Source organism: Micromonospora sp. CNZ296, assembly GCF_007827635.1.
In genome coordinates, this window is the sequence record NZ_VISW01000005.1 from 52,522 (window position 1) to 72,800 (window position 20,279).

18 protein-coding genes and 2 pseudogenes are annotated in these 20,279 nt (G+C 73.1%); 11 read left to right on the top strand and 9 right to left on the bottom strand.

Annotated features, from left to right (window positions below):
- Positions 1-19: 19 nt before the first annotated feature.
- The 3 genes and pseudogenes from FB455_RS10405 to rimP all read right to left on the bottom strand — a co-directional run bounded on the left by FB455_RS10405 (position 20) and on the right by rimP (position 2,062).
- Positions 20-356, bottom strand: a pseudogene (locus FB455_RS10405) (YlxR family protein).
- A gap of 15 nt (positions 357-371) precedes the next feature.
- Positions 372-1,415: a transcription termination factor NusA gene (nusA, locus tag FB455_RS10410; RefSeq protein ID WP_013284665.1), complete on the bottom strand. Its 1,044-nt coding sequence runs from the start codon at positions 1,413-1,415 to the stop codon at positions 372-374.
- Positions 1,412-2,062, bottom strand: a complete 651-nt coding sequence (gene rimP / locus FB455_RS10415; RefSeq protein WP_071096342.1) for a ribosome maturation factor RimP — start codon at positions 2,060-2,062, stop codon at positions 1,412-1,414. The genes nusA and rimP overlap by 4 nt, the downstream gene beginning before the upstream one ends.
- Before the next feature lie 263 nt (positions 2,063-2,325).
- Here rimP and FB455_RS10420 point away from each other — a divergent pair, with 263 nt between their 5' ends.
- The 9 genes from FB455_RS10420 to FB455_RS10460 all read left to right on the top strand — a co-directional run bounded on the left by FB455_RS10420 (position 2,326) and on the right by FB455_RS10460 (position 10,634).
- Positions 2,326-2,772, top strand: a complete 447-nt coding sequence (locus tag FB455_RS10420) for a hypothetical protein (protein ID WP_030269842.1) — start codon at positions 2,326-2,328, stop codon at positions 2,770-2,772.
- Positions 2,769-3,212 carry a ferritin-like domain-containing protein gene (locus FB455_RS10425; protein WP_013474432.1) on the top strand — a complete coding sequence of 148 codons (444 nt, stop codon included), beginning with the start codon at positions 2,769-2,771 and terminating at the stop codon, positions 3,210-3,212. The genes FB455_RS10420 and FB455_RS10425 overlap by 4 nt, the downstream gene beginning before the upstream one ends.
- Before the next feature lie 69 nt (positions 3,213-3,281).
- Complete coding sequence (locus FB455_RS10430; RefSeq protein ID WP_013284661.1) at positions 3,282-3,863, top strand: PadR family transcriptional regulator; 582 nt, start codon at positions 3,282-3,284, stop codon at positions 3,861-3,863.
- 19 nt (positions 3,864-3,882) lie between these two features.
- Positions 3,883-4,614: an ABC transporter ATP-binding protein gene (locus tag FB455_RS10435; protein WP_013284660.1), complete on the top strand. Its 732-nt coding sequence runs from the start codon at positions 3,883-3,885 to the stop codon at positions 4,612-4,614.
- Positions 4,611-7,292 (top strand): ABC transporter permease, encoded by a 2,682-nt coding sequence (locus FB455_RS10440; protein WP_145753106.1) that lies wholly within the window; start codon positions 4,611-4,613, stop codon positions 7,290-7,292. Before FB455_RS10435 ends, FB455_RS10440 begins: the two co-directional genes overlap by 4 nt.
- A gap of 196 nt (positions 7,293-7,488) precedes the next feature.
- A complete protein-coding gene (locus tag FB455_RS10445; protein WP_071096346.1) occupies positions 7,489-7,956 on the top strand; it encodes a nitroreductase family deazaflavin-dependent oxidoreductase in 468 nt (155 codons plus the stop codon).
- Between the two features lie 63 nt (positions 7,957-8,019).
- The gene (locus FB455_RS10450) at positions 8,020-8,601 is read left to right on the top strand and encodes a GNAT family N-acetyltransferase (protein ID WP_071096348.1); all 582 of its coding nucleotides are present in this window, start codon (positions 8,020-8,022) and stop codon (positions 8,599-8,601) included.
- A gap of 422 nt (positions 8,602-9,023) precedes the next feature.
- Positions 9,024-9,494, top strand: coding sequence for a hypothetical protein (locus tag FB455_RS10455; RefSeq protein ID WP_143025327.1), 471 nt, complete (start codon positions 9,024-9,026; stop codon positions 9,492-9,494).
- Positions 9,495-9,905: 411 nt separating this feature from the next.
- Positions 9,906-10,634 carry a nucleotidyltransferase domain-containing protein gene (locus tag FB455_RS10460; RefSeq protein WP_145753108.1) on the top strand — a complete coding sequence of 243 codons (729 nt, stop codon included), beginning with the start codon at positions 9,906-9,908 and terminating at the stop codon, positions 10,632-10,634.
- 21 nt (positions 10,635-10,655) lie between these two features.
- On the opposite strand, the gene FB455_RS10465 is transcribed toward FB455_RS10460, so the two are convergent.
- Together FB455_RS10465 and map are read right to left on the bottom strand one after the other, a co-directional pair.
- Positions 10,656-11,372: a VIT1/CCC1 transporter family protein gene (locus FB455_RS10465; RefSeq protein WP_013284653.1), complete on the bottom strand. Its 717-nt coding sequence runs from the start codon at positions 11,370-11,372 to the stop codon at positions 10,656-10,658.
- Positions 11,369-12,226, bottom strand: coding sequence for a type I methionyl aminopeptidase (gene map / locus FB455_RS10470; RefSeq protein ID WP_013284652.1), 858 nt, complete (start codon positions 12,224-12,226; stop codon positions 11,369-11,371). The genes FB455_RS10465 and map overlap by 4 nt, the downstream gene beginning before the upstream one ends.
- Before the next feature lie 94 nt (positions 12,227-12,320).
- Between map and FB455_RS10475 the strand changes: the two genes are divergently transcribed.
- The gene (locus FB455_RS10475; RefSeq protein ID WP_225319649.1) at positions 12,321-12,632 is read left to right on the top strand and encodes an STAS domain-containing protein; all 312 of its coding nucleotides are present in this window, start codon (positions 12,321-12,323) and stop codon (positions 12,630-12,632) included.
- Positions 12,633-12,708: 76 nt separating this feature from the next.
- Positions 12,709-13,275 carry a GNAT family N-acetyltransferase gene (locus FB455_RS10480; protein WP_013474428.1) on the top strand — a complete coding sequence of 189 codons (567 nt, stop codon included), beginning with the start codon at positions 12,709-12,711 and terminating at the stop codon, positions 13,273-13,275.
- A gap of 9 nt (positions 13,276-13,284) precedes the next feature.
- On the opposite strand, the gene FB455_RS10485 is transcribed toward FB455_RS10480, so the two are convergent.
- From FB455_RS10485 to FB455_RS10500, 4 genes and pseudogenes are all read right to left on the bottom strand, one after another.
- Positions 13,285-16,968, bottom strand: coding sequence for a SpoIIE family protein phosphatase (locus tag FB455_RS10485; protein WP_145753111.1), 3,684 nt, complete (start codon positions 16,966-16,968; stop codon positions 13,285-13,287).
- A 204-nt stretch (positions 16,969-17,172) separates the two neighbouring features.
- Positions 17,173-17,879 (bottom strand): annotated as a pseudogene (locus FB455_RS10490) (gamma-glutamyl-gamma-aminobutyrate hydrolase family protein).
- A 173-nt stretch (positions 17,880-18,052) separates the two neighbouring features.
- Entirely contained in the window at positions 18,053-18,820 is a 768-nt protein-coding gene (locus FB455_RS10495) for a 3-oxoacyl-ACP reductase (RefSeq protein ID WP_145753114.1), read from the bottom strand.
- Between the two features lie 5 nt (positions 18,821-18,825).
- Positions 18,826-20,181, bottom strand: coding sequence for an aldehyde dehydrogenase family protein (locus FB455_RS10500; RefSeq protein WP_145753117.1), 1,356 nt, complete (start codon positions 20,179-20,181; stop codon positions 18,826-18,828).
- Between the last annotated feature and the right edge of the window lie 98 nt (positions 20,182-20,279).

Genomic DNA, 20,279 nt, shown 5'->3' on the forward strand with positions numbered 1-20,279 from the left:
CAGGGACTTCATCGTGTGCTCATGTCGGTCGTCCTACCTTGCTAGCGACCCTCGACCGGTCGGGCTTGACCGGTCGTCGGGGGTTGCGCGTCGACGTGCTCCGCAAGCGCACCGTGGTCGGGGACCCCGGTGAGGCGCAGTGCCCGCCCGAAGGCGCGGCGTCGCACCGCCTGCGCGAAGCAGGCCGGATCAGGGTGCATGTTCGCTCCCCGACCCGGCAGTCTGCGGGCCGGATCGGGCCGGAGACTGGTGTGACCAGCCTCGTCACCGATCGCGACGACCCGCAACAACTCGCTGGCCGGCGCTCGTTTCCGGCAGCCCACACAGGTGCGCTCCGGAATCGCGCGTCGTGCCACTGAGTAAGTCTACCCCTAGCCGCCGGAGATCGCGCCGCCCGGCTCCGGGACGTGATCAGCTCCGCCCCGGCTCTGCGGGGCTGCGGTCTCCGCGTCGGACCGGATGTCGATGCGCCAACCGGTCAGACGGGCCGCGAGGCGGGCGTTCTGCCCTTCCCGGCCGATCGCGAGCGAGAGCTGGAAGTCCGGCACGGTCACCCGGGCGGTACGGGAGGCCAGGTCGACCACCTCGACCCGCAGCGCCTTGGCCGGCGACAACGCGTTGCCGACGAAGGTGGCCGGGTCGTCCGACCAGTCGATAATGTCGATCTTCTCGCCGTGCAGCTCGCTCATCACGGCCCGGACCCGCTGGCCCATCGGGCCGATGCAGGCGCCCTTGGCGTTGACGCCGGACGTGGTCGAGCGCACAGCGATCTTCGTACGGTGACCTGCCTCACGCGCGATCGCGCCGATCTCCACGGTGCCGTCGGCGATCTCCGGCACCTCCAGCGCGAACAGCTTCTTCACCAGCGCGGGATGCGACCGGGACAGCGTGATCTGCGGGCCGCGCATTCCCTTGGCGACGTGCACGACCACGCAGCGGATCCGCTCGCCGTGCTCGTACCGCTCGCCGGGGACCTGCTCGGACTGCGGCAGGACGCCCTCCAGCTTGCCCAGGTCGACGCTGACGATGCCCTTCTCCCGGCGGGTCTCGTGCGCCTGCACCACGCCGGTGACCAGGTCACCGTCGCGGCCGACGTACTCGCCGAAGTGCACCTCGTCGGTGGCCTCCCGCAGCCGCTGGAGGATCACCTGCTTGGCGGTCATGGCGGCGATCCGCCCGAAGTCGTGCGGAGTGTCGTCCCACTCCCGGGTCACAGTGCCGTCGGCGTCCAGTTCCTGCGCGTAGACCGAGGCGGCCCCGCTCTTACGGTCGATCTCCACCCGGGCGTGCGGCTCGGCGCCGTCGGTGTGCCGGTAGGCGGTCAGCAGCGCGGTCTCGATCGCCGCGAGGATCGTGTCGAACGGGATCTCCCGCTCGCGCTCCAGGGCGCGCAGCGCCGCGAGGTCGATGTTCACCTCTCCTCGTCCTCCAGATCTTCGTCGTCGTCGGTGTCGTCACCGAAGTCCTCGTCGGCCAGGTCGTCCAGGCGGTTGAACTCCACCTGGACCCGGCCGGGCCCGAGTTCGGCGTACGGGTGTTCGGCGGGGCCGGCGTCGGTCTCCAGCACCACGCGTTCGTCGTCGGCGGCCGTGATCCGGCCGGTGAGCTGGCGGTCCCCCGCGTCGCCGCGGACGGTGACCTTGACCAGCCGCCCGGCGTTGCGCCGCCAGTGCCGGGGCAGGGTGAGCGGGCGGTCCACGCCGGGCGAGCTGACCTCCAGCTGGTACTCGCCGGCCACGATGTCGCCGCCGGCCTCCTCGGCCGCGTCCAGCGCCGCCGAGACCGCGCGGGAGACGTCCGCCACGCCGTCCAGGTTGATCCCGCCGTCGGCGTCCACGATCACCCGGACCACGTGCCGCCGGCCGGCGCGGGAGACGGAGAGGTCCTCCAGGTCGTAACCGGCCGCCGTGACGACCGGTTCGATCACCTCGCGCAGCCGGTTGCGGCGGGCGGCGAGATCGCCGCGGGGTGCGCCGCTCCGGTCCGTGCCGCGGGGCCCGTCGGAGCGGCGGGGCCGCCCGGCGGGCCCCGTCGACCGGGTGGCACGGCCACGCTGCGTCATTGCGCGCACCTCTCCTGCTGTTGCCACGACCCGCGGGCCGTGTTGTCCCTGGCCGGTGCGGGCGATCGGCCCGCCATACCGGCGCGCCACCGGGGCGTCCGCGCCCGGTGGTTGCGCAGAGCGTAACGCTAACGACCGCCGACGGACCCGGCGGCGCACCGAGACCCTGACCCACGAGACGGCGCGAATGGTGTTGACTCTGTCAGGTGGGGATCGGCAGAACACCATCCGACCAGGTCAGAGCGGGGCATTCCCGGCGCTGGCTGCTGCGCGCCGGCGGGCTCGTGGCGCTCGGCGGCGCGACCGCGCCGCTGACCGGTTGTGATCTTTTCGACCGCGACGAGGAGCCACCGGAGCCGGACGCGCTGGAGCCGCTCGTCGCCGAGGCGCTCGCGCTGGAGGCCCGCTACCGGGCCGCCGCCACCGCCGACCCGGCGCTGGCCGGGCGGCTCACCCCGATCGCCGACGCGCACCGGGCGCACGCCGAGGAGCTACGCCGCGTGATCGGCCGGCCGGCGCCCTCCGGCACACCGGCCGCCGGCTCGGCGAGCGCGCCCGCGCCCGACGCCGTGCTCACCGAGCTGCGCCGGGCCGAGCAGGAGGGCCGGACGAACGCGGCCAAGGCGTGCGCGGCAGCGCCGGCCGAGCGGGCCGCGCTGCTCGGCTCGATCGCCGCGGCGCGGGCCACACACGTGGAGGCGCTCAAGTGAACAGCCCGACGACCGGCCCGGCCTCGGCGCTCGCCGACGCGCTCGCCGCCGAGTACGCGGCGATCTGGGCGTACGGGGTGATCGGTGTGCACCTGACCGAGGCGGCGCGTACGGCGGCCCGTGCCGCCGAGGCGGCCCACCGGTCCCGCCGCGACGCGCTGCTGCTCCAGCTCGCCGAGGGCTCCGGGCAGGTGCCCGCCGACCGGGCCGGGTACGCGCTGCCCTACCCGGTGACGGACCGGGCGAGCGCGCTGCGCCTGGCGGTGGAGATCGAGGAGCGGACGGCCGGGCACTGGCGGGCCGCGCTGCCGCACACCACCGGCGCGGACCGGAACACCGCGCTCGCCGCGCTCACCGACTGCGCGTTGCGCGCCACCCGCTGGCGGCGTACGGCAGGCGTGACGCCGGTCACCGTTCCGTTCCCGGGCCGCCCGGCCTGAGCGCGACGCCGGTCACCCGGCGGAACCCTCCGGTTGCGTAGCGCATACCAGGTATGCATACTCGCGGTCATGTCCATCCGTCACGGCCTGCTCGCCCTGCTCGAACGCGGCCAGATGTACGGCTACCAGCTCCGTGCCGCGTTCGAGGAGTCCACCGGGTCGACCTGGCCGCTGAACATCGGACAGGTCTACACCACGCTGGCGCGGCTGGAACGTGACGGCCTGGTCCGCCCGCTGCCGGAGAACGAGAGCGGGCAGCGGCCGTACGAGATCACCGACGCCGGACGGGCGGACCTGGCCCTGTGGTTCGCCACGCCGATCAGCCGCGCCGACCGGCCGCGCGACGAGCTGTCCATCAAACTGGCGCTGGCGCTGACCACCCCCGGCGTCGACGTGCGGTCGGTGGTGCAGACCCAGCGCACCGCCACCATGCGCGCGCTCCAGGAGTTCACCCGGTTGAAGTACACGAGCGACAAGCCGGAGGATCTACCCTGGCGGCTGGTGCTGGACGCGATGATCTTCCAGACCGAGGCCGAGGTGCGGTGGCTCGACCACTGCGAGACGAGCCTGGTCCGGCACCGCCCGGCGCCGATCCGGGCGGTCGACCACCCCGAGGCGGTGGACCGGGCCGGCGACGAAGCCCGCCGGTGACCCGGCACGGGAGGCGCTGATGGACCCGATCGACGGGGTGCTGGAACTGCGTGACGTACGCCGGACCCACGGCGCCGGTGAGGCCGCCGTGCACGCGCTGCGCGGCGTGAGCCTGACCGTGCGGGCCGGTGAGCTGGTGGCGGTGATGGGCCCCTCCGGGTCCGGCAAGTCCACGCTGCTGGCGCTCGCCGGCGGCCTGGACCGGCCCACCGGCGGCGAGGTGGTGGTCGAGGGCGAGACCCTGGTCGGGCTGTCCGCCCGCGAGCTGGCCCGGCTGCGGCGCCGCCGGATCGGGTACGTCTTCCAGGACCTGAACCTGCTCGGCAGCCTGACCGCCGTGGAGAACGTGGCGCTGCCACTGGAACTGGACGGCACCGGCGTACGGGCGGCCCGCCAGCTGGCGCTGGCCGCGCTGCGCGAGGTCGACCTGGAGGACCTGGCCGACCGCTTCCCGGACCAGATGTCGGGTGGCCAGCAGCAGCGGGTGGCGATCGCCCGGGCCCTCGTCGGCGAACGCCGCCTGGTCCTCGCCGACGAGCCGACCGGCGCGCTGGACTCCCAGACCGGCGAGGCGGTGCTGCATCTGCTGCGCCGCCGGGTGGACGCCGGAGCGGCCGGGGTGCTGGTCACCCACGAGGCCCGGCACGCCGGCTGGGCGGACCGGGTGGTCTTCCTGCGCGACGGGGTGATGGTCGACTCGACCGCCCCGCTGATCGGCGTCGACCACCTGCTCAGCGGCAGCACCCGGTGACCGGCGGCCGCCTCGCCGCCGTACGCGGGTCGTGGCGGACCGCGCTGCGGATCGCCCGCCGGGAGGCCCGGCGGTCCCGGCGGCGCACGCTGCTGGTGCTGGTGATGATCGCGCTGCCGGTGTTCGGCCTCAGCTTCGCCGCGGTCAGCTACGACATGGGGGATCTGACCCGCGCCGAGCGCATCGAGCGCCAGCTCGGCGGCGGCGACGTCGCCCTGCGCTGGGACAGCCTGACGCCGGTGACGCAGGACGCCTGGGGCGAGTCGGCCTGGCCGGTCCAGGGCGAATGGGTGTCCCGGACCCGCCCGGCGACCGCCGAGGAGGTGCGCGCGCTGCTGCCCGAGGGCAGCCGGCTGGCTCGCACCCGCTGGTGGATGACGTTCTCGACACGGGTGGACCGGCACGTCGAGTCGCTCGAGGCGCGCGCCGTCGACCTGACCGACCCGCTCACCCGGCCGCTGGCACGGGTACGCGACGGCCGGCCACCGGTACGCCCCGACGAGATCGCGGTCAGCCCGACGGCGCTGCGCCGGCTGGAGACCCGCATCGGCGACCCGGTACGCACCATCGACGGCGCCACGTACCGGGTGGTCGGGGTGGTGGAGTATCCGGACAACCTCCGGGACGTGATCACGCTGCCCGCTGTGACCTCGGAGGGCATGGCCGGCAGCGACACCTGGCTGGTGGACCTGCCCGGCCCGCTGGAACCGGGGCTCGTGGACCGGCTGAACGCGCAGGGCATCCAGGTCGTCGCGCGCAGCCCGCTGCCGGGACGGCAGGAGTTCACCCGCGGCATGTCCGTACCGGACGCCGACGAGGCGGGCGTCGTCGGAGTCGTCGGCGGGCTGGGCCTGCTGGAGGTGGTGCTGCTGGTCGGCCCGGCCTTCGCGGTGAGCGTCCGGCGCCGGCGGCGGGACCTCGCACTCGTCGCGGTGGCCGGTGGCGACGCCTCCCACCTGCGCCGGATCGTGCTCGCCGACGGGGTGGTGCTCGGCGCCGGCGGAGCCGCCCTGGGCATGCTGCTCGGGATCGGGGCGGCGTTCGCCGGCCGGCCGATCGTCGAGCAGTACCTGCTCGGGGAGCGCCTCGGGGCGTACCGGATCTTCCCGGCCGCGCTGGTGGCGATCGCCGCGACGGCGGTGCTGGCCGGGGTGCTCGCGGCGATGGCGCCGGCCTGGGCGGCGGCCCGGCAGGACGTGGCGACCGGCCTGGCAGGCCGGCGCGACGCGACCCGGCCACGCCGCCGCTGGCTGCTGGTCGGGGTGGCGCTCACCGTCGCCGGGACCGCGATCGCCGCGTTCGCCGCCGGCCGCACCTCGCAGACCGGAGTGCTGGCCGGTGTCGCGCTGGGCGAGCTGGGGCTGGTGTTCTGCACCCCGTCGCTCGTCGGCGTGCTGGGCCGGGCCGGCCGGCTGCTGCCGCTGACCCCCCGGCTCGCGTTGCGCGACGCCAGCCGCAACCGGTCCTCGGCCGCGCCCGCCATCTCGGCGGTGATGGCGGCGGTGGCCGGAAGCGTCGCGCTCGGCGTCTACGTGGCGAGCGACGAGACCCGCTCACGGGCGCTCTGGCAACCCGGCCTGCCGCCGGGGAACGTGCTGCTCACCCACTCCGGTGAGACCCCGGCGGACCCACCGTCGGCCGAGGTAGTGGCCGGCCGGGCCCGCGCGGTCCTGTCCGACGCCACAGTGGTGTCGGTCGCGATCCCCGGCTGCGCCGGCGACGTCCGGGAGAAGGACGACTGCAGCCCCTACGCGCTCATGCCGCAGGCGCAGCAGTGCCCGTACAGCTCCTCCGACCCGGTCATCCCCGATTCGGCCCGGCGGGATCCGCGCTGCGTGAGCCCCTTCCAGGAGCCCGTCGACGTCTACCTGCCGGCGCTCGTGGACGACGGCGCCGCGCTGCCCGCGCTCACCGGCGCGCCGGACGACGAGCTGGCCGCCGCGCGCCGGACGCTCGCCGCCGGGGGCGTGGTGGTCACCGACGCCCGGCGGGTGGTGGACGGGCAGGTCCGCGTGGAGGTCAACTACAACTCCGGCGGCCCGCCCACCGGGCGTCTCCTGCCCGCGTACGCGCTGCGCGGCGGTCTCACAGTCGACCGGCTGGTGCTCTCCCCCGCCGCCGCGGACGCGCTCGGCCTGTCCGCCGTGCCGATGGGTTACCTGCTGGACACCGCCGGCTCGCCCACCGACCGGCAGGTCGAGATGCTGACCGACGAGCTGTTCGACATCGGGCCCATGTCCGCGCAGGTGGCGACCGCCGAGCCGCCGTCGGACCAGCGCTCGATGCTGCTCCTGCTGGCAGTGGCCTCCGGGGTGATCACGCTGGGCGCCGCCGCTGTCGCCACCGGCCTCGCCGCGGCCGAGGGCCGCCGGGACCTGTCCACGCTCGCGGCGGTGGGCGCCGATCCCCGGGTACGCCGCCTGCTGTCGCTCTGCCAGGCCGGAGTCATCGCGGTGCTCGGCTCCGCGCTGGGCATCGTCGCCGGGCTCGGCTCCGCCGTGGTCGTCCTGTCCGCGCTCAACCAGCGGTACGCGGAGTCCTGGCCGGTGCAGCCGCCGTACCCGGTGACAGTGCCCGGCGTGACGCTCGCCGCGCTGGTCGTGGTGCCGCTCGTGGCGATGGGTGGCGCAGCGCTGTTCACCCGGTCCCGCCTGCCGATCGAACGCCGGCTCAACTGAGCCGGCCCGCCCGCCCATGATCGACACCGTGTCCGGCCATGATCGACACCACTTCCGGCCCTGATCGACACCATTCCGCCGGAGTGGCGGTATCGCGGTGGGGTGGATGCCACCACTTCGGCGAGATGGAGTCGACCTTGGGCGGACTGACCGTCCGAGGGATGACGGGGCACCCCGCGGACGGCACACTTGTCGGATGTCAGCCCTGGGAACCCTCACCCGCCGTCTCGGTCACCAGCGTTGGTTCGGCGCCACCATGCGCCTGCTCGTCCCGGCCGACCGGCTGGTCGGCCGGATGACGAAGGGCCGCGTGGTCGCCTTCGGGCTCGTGCCCACGCTGGTGCTCACCTCCACCGGCCGCCGCTCCGGCAAGCCCCGCAGCAACCCCCTGGTGTACGTCCCCGACGGCGACGCCTACGTGGTGATCGGCTCGAACTGGGGGCAGCAGCACCAGCCGTCCTGGACGTTCAACCTGATGGCCGACCCGGCCGCCGAGGTGGACGTCAAGGGACGCCGGATCCCGGTCACCGCCGAGCAGGTCACCGGCGAGGAACGGGAACGGCTGTTCCAGCGGCTGGTGCAGGAGTGGCCCGCGTACCGCACGTACGTCGAGCGGGCCGGTGGCCGCGAGATCCGCGTGTTCCGGCTGGTCCCGAACGCCTGAGCGCCGGCTCACCGTGGCCGGAATCGCGGCGAGCAGGAACGTAGCCATGGACCGAGTCCAGCGGTGACGCCTCCGCCGTCCGTCACCTTCGACCGACGCCGTCCGGACGAGCTGACGTCTGTCGTCGACGCTCTCGCCGACCTGTACGCGCGGGTCTACGCCGAGCCGCCCTACCTCGAAGGCCCGGCACAGGTCGCCCGGTTCCGGACCGGGCTGCCCGACGAGGCGGCGCGGCCGGGATTCCGCCTCGTCCTGGCCTGGGAAGGCGAGGAACTGATCGGAGCGGCGTACGGGTGGACCATGGCCGCCGGCACCTGGTGGTCTCGGGCGAAGGATGAACCCCCGGCCGAGGTACGGGACCGCGACAAGTTCGCCGTACTGGAATGGATCGTGCATCCGCGGCATCGATCTCGTGGCGTCGGCGCGGAGTTGATGCGTCGGCTTCTTCAGGGGCGCCAGGAGAGCTGGGCGACCCTCGCCTCCGATCCGCGAAGCCGGGCGAACGGCATCTATCGCCGCAACGGCTGGATAGTTGCCGGGCACTCCGAGCTGCCATGGGGTCCGTCGATGGAACTGCTGGTCCGCGATCTGCGGATCGTGGAGGAGGCGCGGGCTGGAACGCCCCGGCCGGATCAGCGGCGATGACTGCCGCATTCTGGCTCAGCCGCGCCCCTTTCATACGATCCAGTTGAGCACCCGCCGGTCAACGATCAGATGCCGACCACGGTCACCACCGATGGCAGGTAACGCGACAGGGCATTTCACTCCAACTAGGACAACCCAAGGCGACGACCCATGCGCCATTTGCCATCAGGGCCCTCAAAAACACTGCCTAGGATCCATAGACACCTGACAGCAGCGACTCGCTCCGCAGTTCGGCGATGCGCTGACCACCATGCCGCGATGCTCGGCGGAGCGATAGTCCCGGGCGAGAACGAAAGACGTCCGGTAGCACGATCCATGTTAGATCTTTGGGCTAGTCACCAGGGCTGGAAGCCCGAGGCGCTGCGCGCGTGGCCACGCTATCGTCGTGCACCGAGCGCTGTGAGGGTGACATGGATGATTCAATGGAGCGTTCCGCAGGCCGAAGAGCGGCAATCTGGCTCACCAGCGCAGTCGTGGTGCCAGCGCTTCTTGGCCTCATCTTTATGGCCGATCCCCCCATGTGGACGAAATGGCTGAGCGAGGGGTTCGTCACCAAAGGTGACTGCTCGCCATATCGGGTCTACGCGCAAAACCGCTGGACTCCACTCGGAACTGCCATTCGCGCCAAGCCGGCTGTCGAGTCGGAGAAAATCGGCGAATTCTCCGGCAATCAATCGATCATGGTCGACGGCTGGATGCACGGAGCTGTCGCACACCCGACAAATCCCGAGCCGTGGAACAGCGATATCTGGTTCCACTTGACTGACAACAAGGGCTGGGTCTCCTTTGGTGGAGTACGCGGTGTTCCAACCGAGCCTGATCCAACCCTCCATTCTCCAGACGGAGGGCAGCCAGCCCCCTTGCTGACTAATTGCGAGGGTGAGATCAAGTAGCGCACGCATGCTCATCGTCACCAAGCCGAACGCCAGGACTGCTCAGGGCTGCTCTGATTGTGTCGTCAACGCGAGTCCTGGCCCCGCTGCGGTCCGGCCCTGCGGGCGGCCTTCAACGACACAGCGCAAGGGGTTTCCGGAAGCGACATGCTAGAGGATCTTGACTGCTGCCCGATCGATCTCGGCGGTGTAGACGGGGTGACACCTGCCTGCTCATAGACGCGACCCCCTACGCAGGTCAGGGGGAGATAGTCGCTTCTACCCAGTCCAAGCGGCCGGTGCGGCCCGGGGACCTCGTCACGTTCGACCGCCTCGGCGATCCACCGGAACAATGGCAACCAACCGCAGCGCATACAGCTCGCACGAGTCGTACAACCGGAAAGCGACAGGCGTGCGGAATGGAGGTGGGCCATGGTCGGCGAACGAGACGCCGAGCGGCGTCTGGACGACCCGCGGTGGCAGGTGGCCGAGCGCGTCGGTGACGCCGTCCTGCGGCGGTTCCCGGCCGATGTGCTGGCGGTCGCCGTACACGGTCCGCTCGCGCACGGCGACGACGACGGCGGCGGGGACCGCGAGGTCGGACTGCTGGTCGTCACCTACCGGCCCGGCGCCGGACCGCCACCCGCCACCCGGCGGGTGGACGGGGTGCTCGTCGACCTGACAGTGGCCGGGGCGGACGACTACCTGCGCCGGGCGACGACGATCACGTCCCGCTGGCCCCTGGCCGCGGACCGGTACGTCACCACCCGCGCCCTGCACGATCCGACCGGCTGGCTGCGAAAACTGCGCGACGAGCACCTGGCGTGCCTGGCACGCGCCCGGCCGGCGGAGTTCACCGGCGCCGCGCGGCAGGCGTGGTACCGGGGCAGCGCGGCGCACGCCCGCGCGTTGCGGCTGGCCGAGTGGTACGAGACGGACCAGGCGCTGCTCATGCTCGGCGAGGCGCGGCTGGCCGCCGCCACAGTGCAGGGACTGTTCAGCCGCACCTACTTCCGCGACCCCGGTGACGCGGTGCGGCGTACCGGGCTGGCCGGGGCGGACATGACCGAGGTCGGTGCGGCGCTGACCCGCCAGGCCGAGGAACTGGCCGCCCGGGGGCGGCCGGTCGACGGCACCGTCGACGACCTGCTGTCCGGCTGACGGCCCGCCGACGGCCGACCGTCAGCCGATGCCGCCGCCGACGCCGATCAGCGCGCCGATCAGGTAGGTGGCGCCGGCCGCCAGCGCGCCGAGCAGCAACTGCCGCAGACCGGCACGCCACCAGGCGCGGTTGGTGAACCGGGCCACGATCGCACCGGCGACGAAGAGGCCGACGCCGCCGACGCCGAGCGCCAGCCAGAGGCTGGTGAAACCGAGCAGGTACGGCAGCAGCGGCACCAGCGCGCCGATCGAGAAACAGATGAACGACGAGATCGCGGCGGCCCACGGGCTGGGCTGGTCGTCGGGGTCGACGCCCAGCTCCTCCCGTACGTGCACCCGCAGCGCCTCCTCCGGGTTGGCGCGTACCGCCTCGGCGACCTGCGTCGCCAGCTCGCGGGGCAGTCCACGGGCGACCCAGGCGTCGGCCAGTTCCCGGGCCTCGGCCTCCGGGTGGCGTTCCAGCTCGCGCCGCTCCTTGGCCACCTCGGCGGCGACCTGCTCGTTCGCGGACCGGACACTCGTGTACTCGCCGAGGCCCATCGAGATGGCGCCGGCCACCAGGCCGGCCGTGCCGGTCAGCACCACGCTGCGCGGCGACACCCCGCCGCCGCCCACGCCGGCGATCAGCGCGATGTTGGTGACCAGCCCGTCCATCGCGCCGAAGACGGCCGGACGCAGCCAGCCGCCGGAGACGTCCGCGTGGTGCGCCTCGCGCAGTGCCGCAGGGGTGTCGGTCACGGCAGCGTCAGGATCTCGTAGCCGTCGTCGGTCACGACGATGGTGTGCTCGAACTGGGCCGTCCACCGGCGGTCCTTGGTGACCACCGTCCAGCCGTCGTCCCACATGTCGTACTGGTAGGTGCCGAGCGTGATCATCGGCTCGACGGTGAACGTCATGCCGGGCTCCATCACGTCGGTGGGGCGCGGGCTGTCGTAGTGCGGCACGTAGAGGCCACTGTGGAACGCCTCGCCGATGCCGTGCCCGGTGAAGTCGCGGACCACGCCGTAGCCGAAGCGCTTGGCGTACGACTCGATCACCCGGCCGATGACGTTGATCTGCCGCCCCGGCGCGATGGCCTTGATGCCGCGCATCATCGCCGTGTGGGTCCGCTCGACCAGCAGGCGGGCCTCCTCGCTCACCTCGCCCACGCAGAACGTGGCGTCGGTGTCGCCGTGCACGCCGTTCAGGTACGCGGTGACGTCGACGTTGATGATGTCGCCGTCCTGGAGCACCGTGGTGTCCGGGATGCCGTGGCAGATCACCTCGTTGAGGCTGGTGCAGCACGACTTGGGGAAGCCCCGGTAGCCGAGCGTCGACGGGTAGGCGCCGTGGTCGCAGAGGAACTCGTGCACCACCTTGTCGATCTCGTCGGTGGTCACCCCGGGCTTGCAGTGCTCACCGGCGAGCTGGGTGGCCTGGGCGGCGAGACGCCCCGCGACGCGCATCTTCTCGATGGTCTCCGGCGTCTGCACGTGCGATCCGCGCCACTCCTGGGGGCGCTTCTTACCCACGTACTCCGGGCGCGGGATGTGGGCGGGGACCGCTCGCCACGGGGAGAGCGTGCCGGGGGTCAGCGGCGCACGGACGGTCATGACGCAAGCCTATCGCCGGGACCGGTGTGCCCCTCGCCACAGCCCCGCCGGGCAGGTTGTTGCCGTGCCGCAAACGCTGTGCCATTGTTGCTCCGTGGATCAAGGGGGCGCGGCGCCCGTCTTCTCCGTGACGGCGCAGGCCGACGGCGACCAACTGCGCGTCCAGGTGACCGGCGAGGTCGACATGGCGACCGCCGACACCATGTTCCAGACGGCGCTCCGCGAGCCCACCAAGCGGCTCACGCTCGACCTGCGGGCGGTCACCTTCTTCGACTCGGCCGCCATCCACGCGGTGGTCCGGCTCGCCCAGCGGTTCCCGGACGCGTTGACCGTGCTGCCGTCGCCGCAGGTCCGGCGTGTGCTGGACATCTCCGGCCTCGGCGACCAGGACTGGCTCGCCGGCTAGATCGAGGGCTGCTCCCCGCGTGAACGCCGTCGACGCGGGACAGCGGGCGGCCCGGCCCGTCACTACGGTGCAAAGGATGGACAGCTCCCATCCGTCGATGGCCGGCGTCGTGCACGAGGCGCCCGGCTCGACCGTACGACTGCGCCCGGTGGCCGAGGACGATCTCGCGATGCTGCGCCGGTTCGCTGTCGAACCCGGGCTGATCGGCCTCGACTGGGCCGGCTTCCAGGACGCCGCCGCGCCGGCCCGCCGCTTCGCCGAGGACGGCTATCTCGGCGACCGGAGCGGTGGCCTGATCGTCCAGGTCGAGCCCCCGGACGCGCCGGTCGGTTACCTCAGCTACCTGCAGCGCGAGAGCGGGCGGGCACCGTACTGGGAGATCGGGATCGTGCTGCTGCCCGAGTGGCGCGGCCGGGGTCTCGGCTGGCGAGCGCAGGCGCTGCTCTGCGACTACCTGTTCAGCCACACCCCGGCGCAGCGCATCCAGGCCGGCACCCATCCCGAGAACGCCGCCGAGCAGCGGTCGCTGGAGAAGGCCGGCTTCCAACTGGAGGGAGTTCTGCGGTCCTGCGAGTTCCGGGCCGGCGCCTGGCGCGACGGGTGGCTCTACAGCCGGCTGCGCGACGACCCGTCGCCGCTGTGACCGGCCGCCTCAGCGTCCCGAGGGCGGCGCCTGGTCGGCCAGCCGGCGGCGCAGCGTCAGCTCGGTGCCGTTCGCGGAACGGGTCACGTTCATCTCCCCCAGCGCCTGGATCAGCGCCAGCCCGCGCCCCCGGAAGGTCGACCCGCTCGACTCCCGCCAGCGTCCGCTGTCCCGGATGGTCGCGGTGACCGTCCGGTCGGCGATCGTCACCTCGACCTCGATCGTCGGGTCCACCGGGTCGACCGGGTGCTCGATCGCGTTCGCCGCCGCCTCGGAGACCGCCACGGTCAGGTCGAACAGGTCGGTCTCGCCGACCTGGTGGGCGACGAGGAAGTCCTCCAGCCGCTTGCGGAGCACGCTGAGCCGGGTCGGGTCGGCGGGCAGGCGCAGCGCGAACCGGTTCAGTTCGGCCGCCTCCAGCGCGAGCACCGCCACGTCGTCGTGCCGGGACCGCTCGGCCACCCGGGCCATGACGGCGTCGACCAGGTCCGCCACGTGCCCGGCGCGCGCCGTCGCGTCGGCCCGCAACTGGCCCAGCCCGGCGTCGATGCCCGCGGACCGGTCCTCGATCAGGCCGTCGGTGTAGAGCAGGAGCCGGTTGCCCGGCGCGAGTTCGCCTTCGGCGGCCGGGTAGACGGCGCCGGGGATCGCCCCGATCGGCGGTCCGAGAGCCCGATCGTGCAGGAACGCCACGTCGTCTCCTCGGATCAGCAGGGGTGACGGATGACCCGCGCTCGCGTACCGGATCCTGCCCGTGCGCGGGGAGAAGCCGAGGCAGACCACAGTGGCGAAGGAGCCGCTGCCGGCGGAGTGGACCAGCCGGTTGAGCCGGGTCAGCGCCTCGCCCGGGTCGTAGCCCTCCAGGACGTACGCCCGAAGCGCGTTGCGGAGCTGGCCCATCGCCGCGGCGGCCCGCACGCCCTTGCCCACCACGTCGCCGATGACCAGCACCAGGTCGTCGTCGGCGGTGGCCATCACGTCGTACCAGTCGCCGCCGACCTCCACGTCGGCGCTGCCTGGCAGGTAGCGGCTGGCCACCACCGCGCCGGGCAACTGCGGCAGCGTACGCGGCAGCAGGCTGTGCTGGAGTGTGGTCGCGATGTGGTGCTCGGCCTCGTAGAGCTGGGCGTTCTCCAGCCGCACGCCGATCAGCCGGGCCAGTTCGGTGAGCGCCGCCTCCTCGGTGCCGCCGCCCTCGCGGCGCCACACCCGCAGCTCGCCGAGCTGCTCGCCGGCGGTGCCGGTGAGCGGCAGCACCACTGTCGGCTCGGCGGGCAGGTCACCGCCGGCGTCCTCCTCGTGGCGGACCCCGGTGGCGGTGACCCGGACCCGTCCGGCCTCGGCCAGGCGCAGCGCGTGCCGGGCGGCCACCCGGACCACCTCGGCGGTGGACCGGGCGGTGTTGATCTCCACGGCGGCGTCGGCGAGTGCCCGCAGCCGGCGGATGATCTGCCCGCGCAACTGGCCCAGCTCGACGTTGGCCCGCACCCGGGCCACCAGCTCCTGGCTGGAGAAGGGCTTGGTCAGGTAGTCGTCGGCGCCGGTGGACAGACCCGCGACCTCCTCGGCGGCGCCGGCCCGTGCGGAGAGCAGCACGATCGGCACGTGCCGGGTGGCCGGCTCGGCCCGCAGCGCGGCGACCAGCCCGAAGCCGTCCAGCCGGGGCATCATCACGTCGGTCAGCACCAGGTCGAACGGGGTCTCGACGGCCAGCCGCAGCGCCTCCACGCCGTCCGGCACGGCCACCACCTCGTACGCCGGGGACAGCAGCCGGACGACGTGCTCGCGCAGGTCGGAGTTGTCGTCGGCGAACAGGATGCGACCGGACCCACCCGGCGCGCCGGACGCCTCCGGCAGCCCGGTGGGGCGGGCCACCTCGTCGGTCCAGAGCGCCGTCTCGGCGACGTACAGGCGGGCCTGCTCCGGTTCGGTCAGCGGGACCGGCGACAGGGCGGCCACCCGGTCGGCGGGCAGGTGCGCGTACCCGAAGGGCATGGTCACGGTGAACGTGGTGCCCCGGTCCACGACGCTGTGCGCGGTCACCGTGCCGCCGTGCATCTCGACCAGCTCGCGGACCAGGGCGAGCCCGATGCCGGTGCCCTCGTGGGTACGCGAGCGGGCGCCGGCCACCCGGTGGAACCGCTCGAAGACCTGCGGCAGTTCCTCCGGCGCGATGCCGACGCCGGTGTCGGTCACCTCCAGGACGGCGGCGCCGTCGTCCGCGCGGACCCGGACCCGGATCTCGCCGTCGAACGTGAACTTGACCGCGTTCGACAGCAGGTTGAGGACGATCTTCTCCCACATGTCCCGGTCGACGTAGACCGGCGCGGGCAGCGGCGGGCAGTCCACCACCAGGCGCAGCCCGGCCCGCTCGGTGGCCGAGCGGAACGTGCTGGCCAGCCGGGAGGTGTAGTCGGACAGGTCGGTGGGCTGGTAGCGGGCGGCCAGCCGGCCGGACTCCAGCCGGGAGAAGTCGAGCACCGTGTTGACCAGCTTGAGCAGGCGCAGCCCGTTGCGGTGCATGACGGTGAGCCGGTCCAGGTACCGCTCGGGCAGCTCCCGGTCGGCGAGCATCTCCTCCATCGGCCCGAGGACCAGCGTGAGCGGGGTACGGAACTCGTGGCTGACGTTGGCGAAGAAGTTGGTCTTGGCACGGTCCAGCGCGGCCAGCTCGGCGGCGCGGGCGCGTTCCTGCTCGTACGCCCGCTGCTTGCCCACGGCCCGGGACACCTGTGCGGCGACCAGGTCGGCGAAGTCGCGGTAGTCGTCGGTGAACGGCAGCCGGCGCGACACCCCGAGCAGCAGCGCGCCGGCCGGCTCGTTCGTGGCGGTCAGCGGCAGCAGGAGCGCCTGGCCGGCGGCGTCCGGCGGCACCGCGCCCGGCAGGTCGGCGGTGGCGATCCAGCGCGGCTCGGTGAACGGCTCGCCCTCGGGCAGGCCGGGCGGCGGATCGGCGACGGTGGCCGGATCCACGCCGGAGCAGCCGCCCGGCACGAGTGTGCCGCGCTCGTCGGCGAACCACAGCGCGCTGAACGGCACGTCGGCGCGGTGGGCGTCGAGCACCCGGGTGACGGCCTGGCCCAGTTCGAGCATGCCGGGTACATCGCCCAGCTCGTTGCCCAGCTCGGCGAGGGCGCGCAGCCGGCGCTCGCCGAGCACCCGGCCGGTGGTCTCGTTGACGAAGCAGAACAGACCGCCGACGGTGCCGTCGGCGCTGCGGATCGGGTCGTACGAGACGTCGAAGTAGACGTCCTCCAGGAAACCGTGGCGGTCGAGCACGAAGGGGTGGTTCTCGCCCCGGTACGGCACGCCGGTGCGGCGCACGCCGTCCAGCAGCGGGCCGAGCACGTCCCAGGTCTCCGCCCAGTGCAGCCGGGCGGGCTGCCCGATCACGGCCGGGTGCTTGTCGCCGATGGTCGGCCGGTAGGCGTCGTTGTAGAAGGCCAGGTGCTCCTCGCCCCAGAAGACGACCATCTGGGCGCGGGACGACAGCATCGTGCTCACGGCGTGGCACAGCGCCGCGGGCCAGCGGTCCGGGCTGCCGAGAGCGGTGGTGGACCAGTCGAAGCCGCGCAGCCGGCCGCCCATCTCACCGCCGGCGGCGAACGCCGCGGCGAGCAGTGGCGGTAGGGACGCCTCGCCGGCCGCCGGGGACGAACGACCGTCCTCCCCGCCCCCGTGGGCCGAGCTCATGCAGCCTCCCGCTCCGGCCATGATCATGACGGCCGGCGATTCTCCGCCGACCGTCCCCGCCTACTACCCCGACGGACGAGCAACGTAACGCACCCGCACCGTTCGACGCTGCTTACCTCCGCCTCATCCTGGCGTAACCGACGCTCCGGGGCGACTCGGGCGGTCCTCGCCTGGTCGGCGGGCCGCCGATTCGGCTGTCCGCACCTACGAAACGCGGGTGTGTGATCTGGCCGACATCGCGGCCCGGACCAGCGCGGCCACCGGCCGCGGCTCGGCCTCGTTCTCCGGATGCCACTGCACCCCGAGCACGAACCGCCGCGCCGGATCCTCCACCGCCTCGATCACCCCGTCGTCGGCCCAGCCGGTCACCGCCAGGCCGCCGGGGTCGGCCACCGCCTGATGGTGGTACGAGTTGACCCGGTCCACCCCGGCCATCACCTCGGCGGCCCGGCTGCCGGCGGCGAAGCGCACCGGATGCGACCCGTAGACGCCCGGCGCGGGACGGTGCCCGTCGTGCCCGACCACGTCCGGCAGGTGCTGGTGCAGCAGGCCGCCGTACGCCACCGCCAGCAGTTGCATCCCCCGGCACACACCCAGCACCGGCAGGTCCGCGGCGAGCGCGGCGGTCAGCAGCGTCGTCTCCCCCGCGTCGCGCTCCGGCCGGCTCTCGGTACGCGGGTCCGGCGGCTCGCCGTACCGCTCCGGCCCGACGTCGGCGCCGCCGGCCAGCAGCAGCCCGTCCAGCAGCCCCAGCACGTCCGCGTCGGCGTCGTCCGGGGGCAGCACGACGGCCCGGCCGCCCGCCGCGGTGACCGAGCGGACGTACGCGTGCGGCACAAGCGTCGCCACACCGCCCAGCCGGCCGGCTCGACGTACGCGGTGATGCCGATGACCGGCCTTCTCGCGCTCACAGTGCCAGCCTGGTTCGCGACTGCGGGGCTCGCAAGACCGGCTCACTCCTCACGCTCACAATGCCGACCTGGTTCGCGACTGCGGGGCTCGCAAGACCGGCTCACTCCTCGCGCTCACAATGCCGACCTGGTTCGCGACTGCGGGGCTCGCAAGACCGGCTCACTCCTCGCGCTCACAGGGGGGTGACGTACGCGCCGGTGATGCCGCCGTCGACGACGAACTGCGCTGCGGTCATGAACGAGGCGTCGTCGCTGGCGAGGAACGCCACAGCGGCGGCGATCTCGGCCGGGTCGCCGAACCGGCCCATCGGCACGTGCACCAGCCGCCGGGCGGCCCGCTCCGGGTCATTGGCGAACAGCTCCAGCAGCAGCGGCGTGGCCACCGGCCCGGGGCACAGCGCGTTGACCCGGATGCCCTCGCGGGCGAACTGCACGCCCAGCTCCCGGGTCATCGCCAGCACCCCGCCCTTGCTCGCCGTGTACGCGATCTGCGACGTGGCAGCGCCCATCAGCGCCACGAACGAGGCGGTGTTGATGATCGAGCCCTTGCCCTGGCGGCGCATGTGCGGGATGACGTACTTGCAGCACAGGTACACGCTCGTGGTGTTCACCCGCAGCACCCGTTCCCAGGCGTCCAGGCCGGTCTCCAGGATCGAGTCGTCCTCAGGCGGCGAGATGCCCGCGTTGTGGAACGACACGTCCACCCGGCCGTGCCGCTGCACCACCCCGTCGAACAGGTCACGCACCGCCGTCTCGTCGGCCACGTCGGCGGCGACGAACTCGCCACCCACCTCCTGCGCGGCCCGGGTGCCGGCGTCGGCGTCGATGTCCACGCAGACCACCCGGGCGCCCTCGGCGGCGAAGCGGCGTACGGTGGCCAGCCCGATGCCGCTGCCCGCGCCGGTCACCACTGCCACCCGGTCGGAAAGCCGTCCCTGCACTGTGATCACTCCTCGGTGCCGATGAACACGTTCTTGACGTCGGTGAAGGCGTGCAGCGCGTCCGGACCCAGCTCCCGGCCCAGGCCGGAACGCTTCATCCCGCCGAACGGGGTCCAGTAGCGCACCGAGGAGTGCGAGTTGACGCTGAGGTTGCCCGACTCGACGGCGCGGGCCACCCGCACCGCGCGCCCGACGTCCCGGGTCCAGATCGAGCCGGAGAGCCCGTACTCGGTGTCGTTGGCGAGCCGGATCGCGTCGGCCTCGTCGTCGAACGGGAGCACCGAGACGACCGGGCCGAAGACCTCCTCCCGCCAGTGCCGGTCAGCCGGGGAGCCGGCGAGCAGCACAGTCGGGGCGTACCAGAAGCCGGGGCCGTCGGGGCACGAGCCGGTGAATGCGACGTCCGCGCCGTCGACGTACCCGGCGACCCGGTCCCGGTGCGCGGCGGAGATCAGCGGGCCCATCTCGGCGCTCTCCCGGGCCGGGTCCTCCACCCGGAACGCCCGCACGGCCGGTTCGAGCAGTTCCAGGAACCTGTCGTACACCCGGCGCTGGACCAGGATCCGGGAGCGGGCGCAGCAGTCCTGGCCGGCGTTGTCGAAGACGGCGTACGGCGCGGTGGCCGCCGCCTTCTCCAGGTCCGCGTCGGCGAAGACGATGTTCGCCGACTTGCCGCCCAGCTCCAGCGTCACCCGCTTCACCTGGGCCGCGCAGCCGGCCATGATCCGGGTGCCGACCTCGGTCGAGCCGGTGAAGCAGATCTTGCGGACCGCCGGGTGGGTGACGAACCGTTCGCCGACCACGCTGCCCCGGCCGGGCAGCACTGTGAACACGCCGTCGGGCAGGCCGGCGTCGCGGGCCAGTTCGGCCAGGCGCAGCGCGGTCAGCGGGGTCAGCTCGGCGGGCTTGAGCACCACCGTGTTGCCGGCGGCGAGCGCCGGGGCGAATCCCCAGCCGGCGATCGGCATCGGGAAGTTCCACGGCACGATCACGCCGACCACGCCCAGCGGCTCGTGGAACGTGACGTCGAGCCCGCCGGGCACCGGGATCTGGTGCCCGGTCAGCCGTTCCGGCGCGCCCGCGTAGTAGTCGAGCACGTCGCGGACGTTGCCCGCCTCCCAGCGCGCGTTGCCGACGGTGTGCCCGGCGTTGCGCACCTCCAGCTGGGCCAGCTCCTCCAGGTGCGCGTCGACCTGGGCCGCGAACCGCCGCAGCAGCCGCCCCCGATCCCCCGGCGCCACCCGACGCCACGACTCGAACGCGGCAGCCGCCCGCGAGACAGCCTCATCCACGTCCGCAACGGAGCACCCCGGAACGACCCCGATCCCCGCCCCGTCAACCGGCGAGATCACCTCACCCACGCGGTCCCCTCCCCTCACCTCGGCGATCTTGCAGTTGCTGCCCCGGCGAAAGCCGCACAACACCCGCGCCGAGGGCCGCAAGTGCAAGATCGACGTCG